This window comes from Mycobacterium sp., from assembly GCF_032161845.1.
GTDB lineage: Bacteria > Actinomycetota > Actinomycetes > Mycobacteriales > Mycobacteriaceae > Mycobacterium.
Genome location: NZ_JAVRQA010000453.1, coordinates 1 through 13,202 on the forward strand (window position 1 = coordinate 1; position 13,202 = coordinate 13,202).

Here is a 13,202-nt window from a genome sequence, read left to right on the forward strand (position 1 = left end):
GCGGCCAAGTACGAGCCGAAGCCATTGTTGGCCGCCAACCTGCCGTCGGATCACGTCGGCGGGATGGCCTACACCGGCGGCACCACCGGCAAGCCCAAGGGCGTCATGGGCACCACCGGGTCGATCACCACGATGACGACGATTCAGCTGGCCGAGTGGGAATGGCCCGAGAATCCGCGCTTCCTGATGTGCACGCCGCTGTCGCATGCGGGCGCGGCGTTCTTCACCCCGACGATCGTCAAGGGTGGCGAGATGATCGTGCTCGCCAAGTTCGATCCGGCCGAGGTGCTGAAGACCATTGAGGAGCAACGCATCACGGCCACCATGCTGGTGCCGTCGATGATCTATGCGCTGATGGATCACCCCGACAGCCACACCCGCGACCTGTCGTCGCTGGAGACCGTCTACTACGGCGCCTCGGCGATGAACCCGGTCCGGCTCGCCGAGGCCATTCGCCGGTTCGGCCCGATCTTCGCGCAGTACTACGGCCAGTCCGAGGCGCCGATGGTGATCTCCTACCTGGCGAAGGCGGATCACGACGAGAAGCGCCTCACCTCCTGCGGCAAGCCGACGCTGTTCTGCCGCACCGCGCTGCTCGGCGAGGACGGCAACCCCGTGCCTCAGGGCGAGGTCGGCGAGATCTGCGTGTCGGGGCCGCTGCTGTCGGGCGGTTACTGGAACCTTCCCGACGCGACGGCCGAGACCTTCCGCGACGGCTGGATGCACACCGGCGACCTGGCCCGCGAGGACGAGGACGGTTTCTGGTTCATCGTCGACCGCACCAAGGACATGATCGTCACCGGCGGCTTCAACGTCTTCCCGCGTGAGGTGGAAGACGTTGTCGCCGAACATCCTTCGGTCGCGCAGGTGTGCGTGATCGGGACGCCCGACGAGAAGTGGGGCGAGGCCGTCACCGCCGTCGTCGTGCTTCGGCCCGACGTGCCAAGCGATGAGGCGTCGGTCGCCACCATGACCGCGGAGATCCAGGCCGCCGTCAAGGAGCGCAAGGGTTCGGTGCAGTCCCCCAAGCAGGTCATCATCGTCGACTCGGTGCCGGTGACCGCGCTCGGCAAGCCTGACAAGAAAGCCGTCCGCGCGCAGTTCTGGGAGGGCTCGGGCCGCGCCGTCGGCTGACTTTCCGCTACGGACAGTCGCTACGGTGGACGTGTGCCCGCCTCCGACATCCAGCACACCATCGACGCGGTGTGGCGGATGGAGGCAGCCAAGATCGTAGCGACGCTGACCCGTGCGGTCGGCGACGTCGGGATGGCTGAGGACCTCGCCGCCGACGCCCTGGTCGATGCCCTCGAGCAGTGGCCGCGAACGGGCGTGCCGCGCAATGCCGGCGCCTGGCTCACGACCGTCGCCAAGCGCAAGGCGATCGACAACTGGCGTCGCCAGGACCGCCTCGATGCCAAGTACGCGACGCTGGCCAGGGAATTGGAGACCCACGTCGAGGAGTCCTGGGACCCCGACCGCATCGACGACGACGTGCTGCGGCTGATGTTCGTCTCCGCGCACCCGGTGCTCGCGCGAGAAGGCCAGATCGCGTTGACGCTGCGCGTCGTCGGCGGGCTCACCACCGACGAAATCGCCCAGGCGTTCCTTGCGCCCAAGGCGACCATCGCGCAGCGCATCGTCCGGGCGAAGAAGTCGCTCGGTGAGGCCAACGTCCCGTTCGAGGTGCCCGACCCCGCCGAGTATCCGAGGCGACTGTCCGCCGTCCTCAGCGTGATCTACCTGATCTACAACGAGGGCTACTCGGCGTCCTCGGGCCAACACTGGATCCGTGACGAACTATGCACGGAGGCACTGCGTCTGGGCAGAGTGTTGGCCGCCCTGGTGCCCGACCAAGCCGAGGTGCACGGCCTGGTGGCGCTGATGGAGTTCCAGTCATCGCGCTTCCGCTCGCGCACCGACGTCGACGGCCGGCCCGTCCTGCTCGAGGACCAGGACCGGACGAAGTGGGACAGGGCGCAGATCGTGCGTGGCACCGCAGCCCTGGAGCGGGCCGCACAGACGTTGCAGCGCAGCGGAGTTGGCTGGGGACCGTACGCACTTCAGGCCGCCCTCGCCGAATGCCATGCCGCCGCGCCGACGGCCGCGGACACCGACTGGGCGCGCATCGTGTCGCTGTACGACGGTCTCATCCAGATCGCGCCGTCGCCGGTGGTGGAACTCAACCGGGCGGTGGCGATCGCGATGCATTCGGGCCCCGACGAGGCGCTCATCATCGTCGACCAGATCGACGGTCTGGCCGACTCCTACCTCCTCCCGAGCGTGCGAGGCGAATTGCTGTCACGCCTTGGCAGGCAGTCCGAGGCAGCAGGCGAGTTTCACCGCGCGGCGAACATGTCGACCAACGATCGCGAACGCGACATCCTCCTACAGAAGGCAGAGGGAGCCAGAACATGACCACCACGAGCGCGGTGCTCTTCGACTTCTCCGGGACGCTATTTCGACTGGAGGAGGACGACAGCTGGTTCACCGGAATCCACGTCGACGAACGAGCAATCGACGGTCACGTCCAGGCCGAGCTGATGCGGCGATTGACCGCACCCACCGGCGCATCGGTCGACATGGACGAGAAGGCGTATCAAGCCTGGGTCAACCGCGATCTCGCGCCGCATCTGCATCGGGAGGCCTATCTGCACGTGCTGCGGGAGTCCGGCCTGACCGACCATCACGCCGAATGCTTGTACGACAAGGTCATCGATCCCATCAGTTGGACCCCGTACCCGGATACCGCTGCCGTGCTCGCCGGTCTGCACCGGCGCGGCATCCGCACCGCAGTGGTGTCGAACATCGCGTTCGACGTGCGGCCCGCGTTCACTCGACTCGGTGCCGCCGAGGACGTCGACGAATTCGTGCTGTCGTACGAAGTTGGCGCCGTCAAGCCGTCCCAGGGAATCTTCCAGATCGCGTTGGCGCGCTTGGGCGTTCCCGCCGAGGACGCTCTGATGATCGGCGACAGCGAGGAGGCCGACGGTGGCGCGGTCGCGGTGGGATGTCGCTTCGCCCTCGTCGACCCACTGCCCACAGGGCAGCGACCCGACGCCCTCATCGCGGCCCTCGGCGCCGCGGGCATCGCGGTCTAAGCTCGGGAACATGGCCACACCGGACGACGACGACATCAAGCCGCCCTGGTGGCTCAAGCCGATGAACAAGGTGTTCATGGCGATGATGAAGGTCGGCCTGCCGATCTCCGGCAAGGAGGGCCCCATCGTCCTGACGGTGGCGGGCCGCACCTCGGGTCAGCCCCGCTCGACGCCGATCACACCGATGTTCGTCGACGGCAAGCGCTACGTCGTCGGCGGGTTCCCCAAGGCCGACTGGGTGAAGAACCTGCGCGCCGCCGGCGAGGCGATCCTGACTCAGGGCCGCAGCGACGAGCGCGTGCGGGTGCTCGAACTGCCCGCCGACGAGGCCCGGCCACTCCTGCGCCAATTCCCCGTCTTGGTGCCGACCGGCGTCAGCTTCATGAAGCGCTCCGGCCTGGTCACCAAGGGCACCCCTGACGAGTTCGAGGCGCTCGCCGGTCGATGCGCCGTCTTCCGGTTCGACCCGGTGTCGTCGTAGCTACAGTCAACCGGGTGAGTTCTGACAACCCGTTCGACCCGACCGTGTGGCAGCCCGTCAAGGGGTTCGAGCTGACCGACATCACCTATCACCGGCATGTGGTCGACGGCGTCGCGAAGCCCACGGTGCGCATTGCCTTCGACCGGCCCGAGGTGCGCAACGCCTTCCGGCCGCACACGGTCGACGAGCTCTACCGCGTGCTCGACCACGCCCGGATGTCCAACGACGTCGGGGTGATCCTGCTGACGGGCAACGGTCCTTCGGAGAAGGATGGCGGCTGGGCCTTCTGCTCCGGCGGCGATCAGCGCATCCGCGGCCGCACGGGCTATCAGTACGCCGCAGGCGAGACCGCCGACACCGTCGATCCCGCGCAGGCGGGCCGGTTGCACATCCTCGAGGTGCAGCGCCTGATCCGGTTCATGCCGAAGCCCGTGATCTGCCTGGTCAACGGGTGGGCGGCCGGTGGCGGGCACAGCTTGCACGTGGTGTGCGATCTGACGTTGGCCAGCCGCGAGCATGCCCGTTTCAAGCAGACCGACGCCGACGTCGGCAGCTTCGACGGTGGCTACGGCAGCGCATACCTGGCCAGGCAGGCCGGGCAGAAGTTCGCCCGTGAGATCTTCTTCCTCGGCCGGCCGTACACCGCCGAGCAGATGCAAGCGATGGGTGCCGTCAACGAAGTGGTCGACCACGCCGAACTGGAAACCGTTGCGCTGCAATGGGCCGAAGAGATCAACGGCAAGTCGCCCCAGGCCATCCGGATGCTCAAGTTCGCGTTCAACCTGCTCGACGACGGGCTGGTCGGTCAGCAGGTCTTCGCCGGCGAGGCAACCCGACTGGCCTACATGACCGACGAGGCCGTCGAGGGGCGCGACGCCTTCCTTGAGAAACGCGATCCCGACTGGTCGAAGTTCCCGCGCTACTTCTGAGGAGGCAGCAGCCATGCCCGAGAAGATCGACGAGTACTTCACCGCGACCATCGCCGCGCTCCCCGCCGACGAGCCACACCGTGCCGTCGACCGAAACGCGCCGATCCTGCCGGACTCGGCATTGACGGTTCAGGACGTCCTCGACCTTTTCGACGCCCAACTCGGAAGCAGGCATCTGGACCTGGCCGCCAGGTGGTTGCGCTCGCGCGGCAAGGGCTTCTACACCATCGGGTCAGCAGGCCATGAAGGCAACGCCGTGATCGCCGCTGCGCTTCGTCCAACGGATCCCGCTCTGCTGCACTACCGTTCGGGCGCGTTCTTTCTCCAACGGGCCAGTCAGGTCGACGGCAGCGACCCGTTGCGTGACGTGCTGCTCGGCCTCTGCGCGGCGACCGACGAGCCAATCAGCGGCGGCAGGCACAAGGTGTTCGGCAGGCACGACATCAACGTCATCCCGCAGACCTCGACGATCGCCTCGCACCTCCCGCGCTCGGTCGGGGTGGCCTTCTCCATCGGCCGGGCCGCCAAGTTGGGCGTCGACACGCCGTGGCCGAGCGATGCCGTCACCGTGTGCAGCTTCGGGGATGCGTCGGCAAACCACTCGACCGCAATCGGTGCGATCAACACCGCGACCCATGCTGCGTATCAAGGACTTCCACTTCCCCTGCTGTTCGTCTGCGAGGACAACGGCATCGGTATCAGCACCAGGACGCCGACCGGATGGATCGCCGCCAACTTTGGCAACCGAGCCGGACTGGAGTACTTCACCGCCGACGGTTCCGATGTGACCGATACCCATGCCGTCGCCACCCGCGCCGTTGCGTGGGTACGCAAACACCGCAAACCCGCGTTCCTGCACCTGCATACCGTGCGCCTGATGGGTCACGCCGGCTCGGACGTGGAGGCGGCCTACCGCACCCCCGGCGAGATCACGGCAGACTACGACCGCGACCCCGTGGTCCGCACGGCGAAACTGTTGATCTCCCATGCCGGCCTGACCCCCGCCGACGTTATCGACCGCTACGAGGCCAAGCGTGCGGAGGTCATCGGAATCGCCGAACAAGTTGCCGAACTGCCCCAATTGGACAGTGCCGCAACGGTCATGAAGCCGCTTCTCGACGGGATGGCAGACGCCGTCGCGGCGCAACCCCGCGCTGCAGCCGCGGGTGACGGGGAGCTTCTGACCGTCGCGCAGTCGATCAACCGCGCGCTTCTCGACGTGCTGACCGAGTATCCCGGCGCACTGGTCTTCGGCGAGGACGTCGCACGCAAGGGCGGCGTCTACGGTGTCACCCGCGGACTCGCACACAAGACCAGTACGCGAAGAGTGTTCGATACCCTGCTCGACGAGCAGGCCATCCTCGGACTGGCTCTCGGCGCTGGTCTCGCGGGCCTGCTGCCCATCCCCGAGATTCAGTATCTCGCCTACCTGCACAACGCCGCCGACCAGATCCGCGGCGAGGGCGCCACCTTGGGCTTCTTCTCCAACCGGCAGTACCGCAATCCGATGGTCGTCCGCGTCGCCGGCTACGGGTACCAGAAGGGCTTCGGCGGACACTTCCACAACGACAACGCCGTCGGCGCCCTGCGCGACATCCCCGGCATCGTGCTCGCCTCCCCATCGCGTCCCGACGATGCCGCCGCCATGATGCGGACGTGTGCCGCCGCGGCGCAAACCGCGGGCGCCCTCTGCATCTTCCTGGAACCCATTGCGCTGTACCACGTCCGGGATCTCCACCAGGATGGCGACGAGCAGTGGTTGGCCCCGTATCCGTCGAAGGGGGTGCCGATCGGACGCGCCCGCACATACGGCGACGGCACCGACCTGACCATCGTGACGTTCGGCAATGGCGTGCCGATGAGCCTGCGGGTGGCGCGCCGCCTCGAGAACGCAGGCGTGTCCACCAGGGTCGTCGACATGCGTTGGCTGGCACCGCTTCCCGTCGCCGACATCATGCGCGAGGCGAACGCGACCGGACGAACGCTGGTCGTTGACGAGACAAGGGCCTCCGGCGGCGTCGCCGAAGGCGTGCTGGCCGCGATGATCGACCGCGGCTACACCGGGTCACTGTCCCGGGTGGCGAGCGAGGACAGCTTCATCCCTCTCGGCGACGCAGCGCTGAAGGTGCTTCTGTCCGAGCAGCAGATCGAAGCGGCTGCCCTCAAGCTCACCACCTAGCGTGCGACCCCCCGGTTTGGGCGCGCTAACGTTCGGTGGGCGATCGTTAGCGCGCGGAACTCGCGAAGGGGCAGGTCATCGAAGCACGACTCACCAGGTGGACGATCGCCGTCCTCGGCGTGCTGGCCATCGCCGCCGCGACCATCTTCCCGTGGTACTCGGCGCTGGCCGTTGGCGGATCGGCCCACATGGCGGGGTGGGGCGCCTGGACCGCCGCGGGTGACGTCGACGCCGGCCTGCGGCCGCTGCCCCTTGCGCTGCTGGTCTACCTGCCTGCTGGGCTGATGGTCTACAGCGCGGTGCGCGGCGCATTCGGCCTCGCGGTCATCGGCGGGATGGCCACGTTCGCGGCGGCGATCCTGCCGTTCCTGGTCATGCGCGCCGTCGACCGCCACGTGCCCGGCAGCGGCTCGGTGGCCGTCGAGGTGGCGGCGGCACCGCTGGCACTTCTCTCGATCGGATTCGCGGCGACCGTCGTCTGTTGGATCGGCTACGCCCGGTGCGTCCTTCGTCCCTCGCCGCGGCCGGAGCCATGACCACGCTGACCGCGCTGTCGATCGACGCAGGAGACGTGATCCTGCGCAAGGCGCGCGAGGACGACCGGCTATCGATCATCGAACACGTCGCCGACCCCGACGTCAGGGCTCATCTCGGCGGACCCCAACCCAGGGCCGCCGTCGCGCGAGATCTCGACGAAGCCGGTGTCACCGCCGCTACCGATTCGGCGGGCTCCTACGTGATCGCCGACAGGGAGACGGACGCGTTCATCGGCACGGTTTCGCTGACCCGACGCGGTGTCCACCACCCCGGCCACCTCGGCCCCGCCGGCGAGGAACTCGAACTCGCCTACACCCTCAACCGCCCCTTCTGGGGTCGCGGCCTGGCCTACCAGGCGGCCCTCGCGGTGCTCCGTGCGGCGGCCGTCGAACTCCCCAACGAGCCGGTCATCGTCGTCACGCAGAGCGCCAACACCCGGTCGCTGAACCTGGCGCGGCGGCTCGGCTTCGTTCCCGCGATGACGTTCGAGGAGTTCGGCGAACAGCAGACGCTCGCCGTGGCCAGCCTCCACGGTTTCCGCCCGCAGGCCGCGCCCTAAGCTCATCGACCGTGAGTAAGAACCCGCTTCGCCGGCTCGCCGACAGCATGCTGCTCGCCAGCATGCGTCCACCCCTGACGGCGCAACTGCTGCAGCCAAGGCACGACGTCGACCCGGCAGGCAAGCGGATCCTGATCACCGGAGCCTCGTCGGGCATCGGCGAAGCGGGCGCACTGAAGCTGGCCAGGAAGGGCGCCAGGGTCATCGTCGTCGCGCGCAGGCAGGAGCTGTTGGACTCCGTCGTCGAACGGGTGGCCGCGGCGGGTGGCGACGCGACCGCGATCGCGTGCGACCTGTCCGACCTAGCCGCCGTGGACGCCCTGGTCGCCGACGTCGAGGAGCGGTTCGGCGGTATCGACGTCCTGATCAACAACGCGGGCAGGTCGATCCGGCGACCGCTGGCCGAATCGCTGGACCGCTGGCACGACGTCGAGCGGACGATGCAGTTGAACTACTACTCGCCGCTGCGGCTGATCCGCGGCTTCGCGCCGGGCATGCGGCAACGGCACGACGGACACATCGTGAACGTGTCGACGTGGGGTGTGCTCAGCGAGTCGTCGCCCCTGTTCGCCGTCTACAACGCCTCGAAGGCGGCGCTCACCGCCGTCAGCCGCGTCGTCGAAACCGAGTGGGGGCAGGACGGCGTGCACTCGACGACGCTGTTCTACCCGTTGGTCAAGACGCCGATGATCGCGCCGACGAGGGCATACGACGGCCTGCCAGGCTTGTCGGCCGACGAGGCCGGCGACTGGATGTTCACTGCCGTGCGCCGCAGGCCCGTGCGCATCGCACCGCGGATGGCCGTCACCGCCCACGCGGTGAACAGTTTCGCGCCCGCCGCCGTGGACGCCGTAATGAAGCGTCAGCGCGTCCAACCGTCGACTTGATGGCCCGGACCGCCGATCGGCGAGTGCGACTGTGTTAGAACCATCGCATGGAGATCCTGGCCAGTCGGGTGCTGTTCCGGCCCGCCGACTACCAGCGGTCACTAACCTTCTACCGCGACGACATCGGCCTCGCGATCGCCCGTGAGTACGGTGCGGGCACGGTGTTCTATGCCGGTCAGTCGCTCATCGAACTCGCGGGCCACGGGCAGCGATCGCCAGAGGCGCCGCCGTTCCCCGGCGCGCTGTGGCTGCAGGTGCGCGACGTCTACGCCACCCAGACCGAGCTCGAGCAGCGGGGCGTGACGATTGCGCGCACCGCCACCGAGGAACCGTGGGGCCTTCACGAAATGCACGTCACCGACCCGGACGGCGTCACCCTGATCTTCGTCCAGGTACCCGACAGCCATCCGCTGCGCCGCGACTCCAGGAATTGAACATCCCCCCGGCTCAGGGAGCCGAGGGGATGTGTGGGGCAACGTCTTTCAGCTCGCGGGGAGTGCCAGCGGCCAGCCGACGGAAGCCAGCCGCGAGGCGACCTGGTGGATCTCCTCGGGGTTGGGCTCCTTGTCGATCACGCCGTGCACCGCCGCCCGAATCTCGGATTCGGTCACGGCGTCGGACGCGGTGGACCTGAGCACCGACTGCGCGGCCTTGACGACGTCGTCCTCGGAGAGGGAACGCTTCAGCAGCGCCAGCAGCGGGAAGTAATCCTTGGGAGGAACGCCATCCGGGTAGCCCTGGTTCAGCCAGCCGAGCACGTTGTCGAGGACGCTCTTGTTCTCAGTCATGTTGAGTCAGCTCACTTCTTGAATCCGAAGAAGGGGTCGAAACCGGTGTGGTGAATGATCGTGCTCCGCGTGATCCACAGGATCGCGACGAAGACGACGAACCCGACCACGGCGAACAGCAGGAGACCGAAGAACTTGAGCGCGGGGTTGGGGGATTGTGCCGCCCCGTCGGCGGTGGTGCCACCGGCACCCGCCGAGTAGGACACCAGCCCGAGCGCAAAGACGGCTGGCAGACCGGCCCCGAGCACCAAGCCCACGATCAGCACCGTGAGAAGCGGAATGACGTACGTAGTCATCAGTAATTCCTTCAGTAGCAGGAGGTTGGCGGGATGGTCCGGACCTAGACCGCGGCCTTGGGGGCCTCGGCGGTTACCTCGCGGGCATCGGCGGGAACGACCGAGTTGGTCGAGTCGTCCCAATCCGCGTTGACGTTCTTGCTGTCGACCTTCTGCTGCTGGGCGCGCCAGTACATGTAACCGGAGAGGCCCACCAGGATGAGGAAGATCAGGCCGTCGCCCACCAGCTGCGTGGTGGCGCCGGAAACGATGTGAGAGATCCAGAAGGCGATCGCACCGACGAGGGCCGCGGCGGGAAGCGTGACCAGCCAGGCCAGTGCCATGCGGCCCGCCACTGCCCAGCGCACCTGCGCGCCAGGCTTGCCGACGCCGCTGCCAAGGATCGAGCCGGTTGCCACGTGGGTGGTGGACAGCGCCATGCCCGCGGCGCTTGAGCTCAGGATGATCGCGGCGGACGACGCCTCCGCGGCCAGGCCCTGCGGCGACTCGATCTCGACGAGGCCCTTGCCAAGGGTGCGGATGACCCGCCAGCCACCGATGTAGGTGCCGAGGCCGATGGCGAGCGCGCAGGACAGGATGACCCAGAACGGCAGTCCGTCCTTCTTCACGTCACCGGTCAGGTGGCCGGTGGTGATGAGCGCCAGCGCGATCACGCCCATGGTCTTCTGCGCGTCGTTGGTGCCGTGCGACAGCGCGACGAGCGATGCGGTGGCGATCTGACCCCAGCGGAAACCGTCCTCGCGACGCTTCTTCCCGACGTTGCGGGAGATGCGGTAGACGAGCCAGGTTCCGCACGCGGCGACCAGGCCGGCGATGAACGGGGCCGCGACGGCGGGAACCAGGACCTTGCTGATGACGCCGGTCCAGTTGACGCCCGCCATGCCGATGGCGGCGATCCCCGCGCCGATGAGCCCACCGAACAGGGCGTGCGACGAGCTGGACGGGATGCCGAACAGCCAGGTGAGGAGATTCCAGAGAATGCCGCCGATGAGGCCGGCGAAGATGATCGTCAACCCCGTCGATTGGTCGATCGACGGGACCAGCGCGCCGGTCTTGCCGTCCTGGATCTTCAAGACCGAGGTGGTGACGGTGACGGCAACCTCGACGGAGAGGAACGCACCAACGAGGTTCAGGATGCCGGCCAGAAGCACGGCGGTCTTCGGCTTCAGCGCGCCGGTGGCGATCGACGTCGCCATGGCGTTTCCGGTGTCGTGGAATCCGTTCGTGAAGTCGAATGCCAGTGCTGTGACAATCAGCAACACCAGAATGATCATCGTTGTGCTCATGGCTACAGATTGTGGGGCTCCGAGCCTGGATTTGACCAGCCGCTAGCGTGCCTAAACGAGCGCCCGACCTGGCGATTCACCACTATCCAAGAGCTGTTCATCCACTGTTCACCCGCACGGCGAGCGGCGTTAGCCGAAGAAGCCGAAATATCCGGTCCGATTCGGACGCCGGACGGCCGTACACCGGGCGCGCCACTACCATCAGTCGAAGTGCCGAGGCGGCCTGGCCGCGGTAGGGGAAGTTGACGCCGTGAATGCATTTCTCAACAAGATCGTGGCCTGGATCACCGCCGGATATCCCGAGGGCGTGCCCGGCCCCGACCGGGTTCCTTTGATGTCGCTGTTGAACCGACGCCTGTCCAATGACGAGATCAGGGCGGTGACGCAGGACCTGTTGGACCGCGGCGAGTTCGACCACGTCGACATCGGTGTGCTGATCACCCAAACGACCGACGAGCTTCCGCAACCAGACGACGTCGAGCGGGTCCGAGAGCGACTCGCCGCCAAGGGCTGGCCGCTCGACGACGCGCGCGACGACGATACCGCCGCCCCGGACGACGGCGAGGAATCCACATAGCCCCCCTGCGCGCGGTCGTCATCCCGCTGATCCCCTCCCCCGAGCCATTACTCGCGGTGCTGGAGGGCGTCCTGGATGGGCGCGAATCGGCCATCCTGCCGGTACCGGCCGATGTCCGGTCGGCCGAGCTGTTGACGTCGTCGTTGGGCATCGGCGAGGACATCGACGACGACGTCGCGGTCGTCGTGTCGACGTCGGGCACGACGGGAATTCCCAAGGGCGCCATGCTGACCGCGCCCGCCCTGATCGCCAGTGCCTCGGCCACCCACGACAGGATCGGCGGTCCAGGCAGCTGGCTGCTCGCGCTGCCCGCGTACCACGTGGCCGGATTGCAGGTGATGGTGCGCAGCCTGCTGGCGGGTACCGTGCCCGTCGCGATCGATCCGGGCTTCGACGTCGCCGAATTGCCCTTGGCGGTAGCGGCTTTGGGTTCGGGGCCTCGGTACGCATCGCTGGTCGCGGTTCAACTGGCCAAGGCACTGCACGATCCGAGCGCCACCGCCGCGCTGGCGGAACTCGACGCCGTCCTGATCGGTGGCGGTCCGATGCCCGCTGCGGTCGGCGAAGGCGCTGCCGCAGCAGGCATCCGGGTGGTCCGCACCTATGGCATGAGCGAGACGGCGGGCGGCTGCGTCTACGACGGCCTGCCCCTTGACGGCGTGCGGCTACGCATCGACGACGGCCGCGTGGTGCTCGGCGGGGAGACGCTTGCCAAGGGTTATCGCCACCCGACGGATCCGGATCCGTTCGCTGAGCGCGGCTGGTTCCGCACCGATGACGTTGGTGCCGTTGATGACTCAGGAGTTCTGCGGATCCTTGGTCGCGTCGACGACGCCATCGGCACCGGCGGGCTGACGGTCCTGCCGCAACTGGTCGAAGCGGCACTCGGGACGCACCCCGCGATCGCCGACTGTGCGGTCTTCGGGGTGCGCGACGACCGGCTGGGTCAACGCGTCGTCACGGCGGTGATCGTCACGGCGGGTGCCGACACCCCGACGGTGGCCGAGCTGCGCGCGCACGTCGAACGGACACTGGATGCCACGGCAGCCCCGCGGGAGATCCACGTCGTCGACGAACTGCCCCGTCGCGGCATCGGCAAGCTCGACCGAAAAGAGCTCGCCACCCGATTCGACACCGGCGCATGATGTGGGCATGTCCCTCGAAGTGACGACCGTCGATGCCCTGCGCGCGATCATCGGTCAGCCGAACTCCGCCGCCGCGAACAAGGTGAAGGACCGGCTGTCGGAAGCGCAGCAGGACTGGCTCGCCCATTCGCCGCTCGGCTTCATCGCGACCACGGACGCCGACGGCCGGGTGGACGTCTCCCCCAAGGGCGATCCGCCAGGGTTCGTCCACGTCATCGACGACACCACGATCGCGATCCCCGAACGGCCTGGCAACAAACGCGTCGACGGCTATGTCAACGTGCTGCAGCGACCGCAGGTCGGCACCGTGTTCCTGATCCCGGGTCGCGGTGACACGCTGCGGATCAACGGCACCGCCAGGATCATGGCCGACGCGCCGTACTTCGACGAGATGACCGTCGACGATCTGCGCGCGATCGTCGGCCATCCCATCCAGGCCG

Annotated in this window: 16 protein-coding genes; 13 read left to right on the forward strand and 3 right to left on the reverse strand. The window is 67.7% G+C overall.

The features are described 5' to 3' along the window. The 10 genes from QOD90_RS24565 to QOD90_RS24610 form a co-directional block, all read left to right on the forward strand. A partial coding sequence (locus tag QOD90_RS24565; RefSeq protein ID WP_526353973.1) for an AMP-binding protein occupies window positions 1-1,134 on the forward strand: 1,134 nt, incomplete at its 5' end. Between the two features lie 78 nt (window positions 1,135-1,212). Then, on the forward strand, window positions 1,213-2,415 hold the full coding sequence (locus QOD90_RS24570) for an RNA polymerase sigma factor (protein ID WP_526354003.1): 1,203 nt from the start codon (window positions 1,213-1,215) through the stop codon (window positions 2,413-2,415). Next, window positions 2,412-3,098, forward strand: coding sequence for an HAD family hydrolase (locus QOD90_RS24575; protein ID WP_526353975.1), 687 nt, complete (start codon window positions 2,412-2,414; stop codon window positions 3,096-3,098). The genes QOD90_RS24570 and QOD90_RS24575 overlap by 4 nt, the downstream gene beginning before the upstream one ends. Before the next feature lie 10 nt (window positions 3,099-3,108). Then, window positions 3,109-3,579 carry a nitroreductase family deazaflavin-dependent oxidoreductase gene (locus tag QOD90_RS24580; RefSeq protein ID WP_526353977.1) on the forward strand — a complete coding sequence of 157 codons (471 nt, stop codon included), beginning with the start codon at window positions 3,109-3,111 and terminating at the stop codon, window positions 3,577-3,579. Beyond that, window positions 3,543-4,508: a 1,4-dihydroxy-2-naphthoyl-CoA synthase gene (locus tag QOD90_RS24585; RefSeq protein WP_526353979.1), complete on the forward strand. Its 966-nt coding sequence runs from the start codon at window positions 3,543-3,545 to the stop codon at window positions 4,506-4,508. The genes QOD90_RS24580 and QOD90_RS24585 overlap by 37 nt, the downstream gene beginning before the upstream one ends. 13 nt (window positions 4,509-4,521) lie before the next feature. Next, window positions 4,522-6,687 carry a thiamine pyrophosphate-dependent enzyme gene (locus QOD90_RS24590; RefSeq protein WP_526353981.1) on the forward strand — a complete coding sequence of 722 codons (2,166 nt, stop codon included), beginning with the start codon at window positions 4,522-4,524 and terminating at the stop codon, window positions 6,685-6,687. A 119-nt stretch (window positions 6,688-6,806) separates the two neighbouring features. Continuing rightward, window positions 6,807-7,223 carry a hypothetical protein gene (locus tag QOD90_RS24595; RefSeq protein ID WP_526353983.1) on the forward strand — a complete coding sequence of 139 codons (417 nt, stop codon included), beginning with the start codon at window positions 6,807-6,809 and terminating at the stop codon, window positions 7,221-7,223. Continuing rightward, complete coding sequence (locus tag QOD90_RS24600) at window positions 7,220-7,783, forward strand: GNAT family N-acetyltransferase (protein ID WP_526353985.1); 564 nt, start codon at window positions 7,220-7,222, stop codon at window positions 7,781-7,783. The genes QOD90_RS24595 and QOD90_RS24600 overlap by 4 nt, the downstream gene beginning before the upstream one ends. 11 nt (window positions 7,784-7,794) lie before the next feature. After that, window positions 7,795-8,670: an SDR family oxidoreductase gene (locus tag QOD90_RS24605; RefSeq protein WP_526353987.1), complete on the forward strand. Its 876-nt coding sequence runs from the start codon at window positions 7,795-7,797 to the stop codon at window positions 8,668-8,670. A gap of 47 nt (window positions 8,671-8,717) precedes the next feature. Next, window positions 8,718-9,104, forward strand: coding sequence for a VOC family protein (locus QOD90_RS24610; RefSeq protein ID WP_526353989.1), 387 nt, complete (start codon window positions 8,718-8,720; stop codon window positions 9,102-9,104). A 48-nt stretch (window positions 9,105-9,152) separates the two neighbouring features. Here QOD90_RS24610 and QOD90_RS24615 read toward each other — a convergent pair whose 3' ends face one another. From QOD90_RS24615 to QOD90_RS24625, 3 genes are read right to left on the reverse strand one after another with little or no spacing between them, the layout of a single operon-like run. Next, the gene (locus QOD90_RS24615; RefSeq protein ID WP_526353991.1) at window positions 9,153-9,458 is read right to left on the reverse strand and encodes a DUF3349 domain-containing protein; all 306 of its coding nucleotides are present in this window, start codon (window positions 9,456-9,458) and stop codon (window positions 9,153-9,155) included. Window positions 9,459-9,469: 11 nt separating this feature from the next. After that, on the reverse strand, window positions 9,470-9,754 hold the full coding sequence (locus QOD90_RS24620; protein ID WP_526353993.1) for a hypothetical protein: 285 nt from the start codon (window positions 9,752-9,754) through the stop codon (window positions 9,470-9,472). A gap of 44 nt (window positions 9,755-9,798) precedes the next feature. Beyond that, window positions 9,799-11,040 (reverse strand): inorganic phosphate transporter, encoded by a 1,242-nt coding sequence (locus QOD90_RS24625; RefSeq protein ID WP_526353995.1) that lies wholly within the window; start codon window positions 11,038-11,040, stop codon window positions 9,799-9,801. A gap of 250 nt (window positions 11,041-11,290) precedes the next feature. On the opposite strand from QOD90_RS24625, the gene QOD90_RS24630 reads away from it, so the two are divergent. The 3 genes from QOD90_RS24630 to QOD90_RS24640 all read left to right on the forward strand — a co-directional run. After that, on the forward strand, window positions 11,291-11,617 hold the full coding sequence (locus QOD90_RS24630; protein ID WP_526353997.1) for a DUF3349 domain-containing protein: 327 nt from the start codon (window positions 11,291-11,293) through the stop codon (window positions 11,615-11,617). A gap of 56 nt (window positions 11,618-11,673) precedes the next feature. Next, on the forward strand, window positions 11,674-12,762 hold the full coding sequence (gene menE / locus QOD90_RS24635; RefSeq protein ID WP_526353999.1) for an o-succinylbenzoate--CoA ligase: 1,089 nt from the start codon (window positions 11,674-11,676) through the stop codon (window positions 12,760-12,762). Window positions 12,763-12,769: 7 nt separating this feature from the next. Beyond that, window positions 12,770-13,202: pyridoxamine 5'-phosphate oxidase family protein (locus QOD90_RS24640; protein ID WP_526354001.1), on the forward strand; the 433-nt coding region annotated here is incomplete at its 3' end.

Coding starts and splice junctions, on each gene's coding strand:
- QOD90_RS24570 (WP_526354003.1), top strand. CDS start 1,213: ATGGAGGCAGCCAAGATCGTAGCGACGCTGACCCGTGCGGTCGGCGAC.
- QOD90_RS24575 (WP_526353975.1), top strand. CDS start 2,412: ATGACCACCACGAGCGCGGTGCTCTTCGACTTCTCCGGGACGCTATTT.
- QOD90_RS24580 (WP_526353977.1), top strand. CDS start 3,109: ATGGCCACACCGGACGACGACGACATCAAGCCGCCCTGGTGGCTCAAG.
- QOD90_RS24585 (WP_526353979.1), top strand. CDS start 3,543: ATGCGCCGTCTTCCGGTTCGACCCGGTGTCGTCGTAGCTACAGTCAAC.
- QOD90_RS24590 (WP_526353981.1), top strand. CDS start 4,522: ATGCCCGAGAAGATCGACGAGTACTTCACCGCGACCATCGCCGCGCTC.
- QOD90_RS24600 (WP_526353985.1), top strand. CDS start 7,220: ATGACCACGCTGACCGCGCTGTCGATCGACGCAGGAGACGTGATCCTG.
- QOD90_RS24610 (WP_526353989.1), top strand. CDS start 8,718: ATGGAGATCCTGGCCAGTCGGGTGCTGTTCCGGCCCGCCGACTACCAG.
- QOD90_RS24615 (WP_526353991.1), bottom strand. CDS start 9,458: ATGACTGAGAACAAGAGCGTCCTCGACAACGTGCTCGGCTGGCTGAAC.
- QOD90_RS24620 (WP_526353993.1), bottom strand. CDS start 9,754: ATGACTACGTACGTCATTCCGCTTCTCACGGTGCTGATCGTGGGCTTG.
- QOD90_RS24625 (WP_526353995.1), bottom strand. CDS start 11,040: ATGAGCACAACGATGATCATTCTGGTGTTGCTGATTGTCACAGCACTG.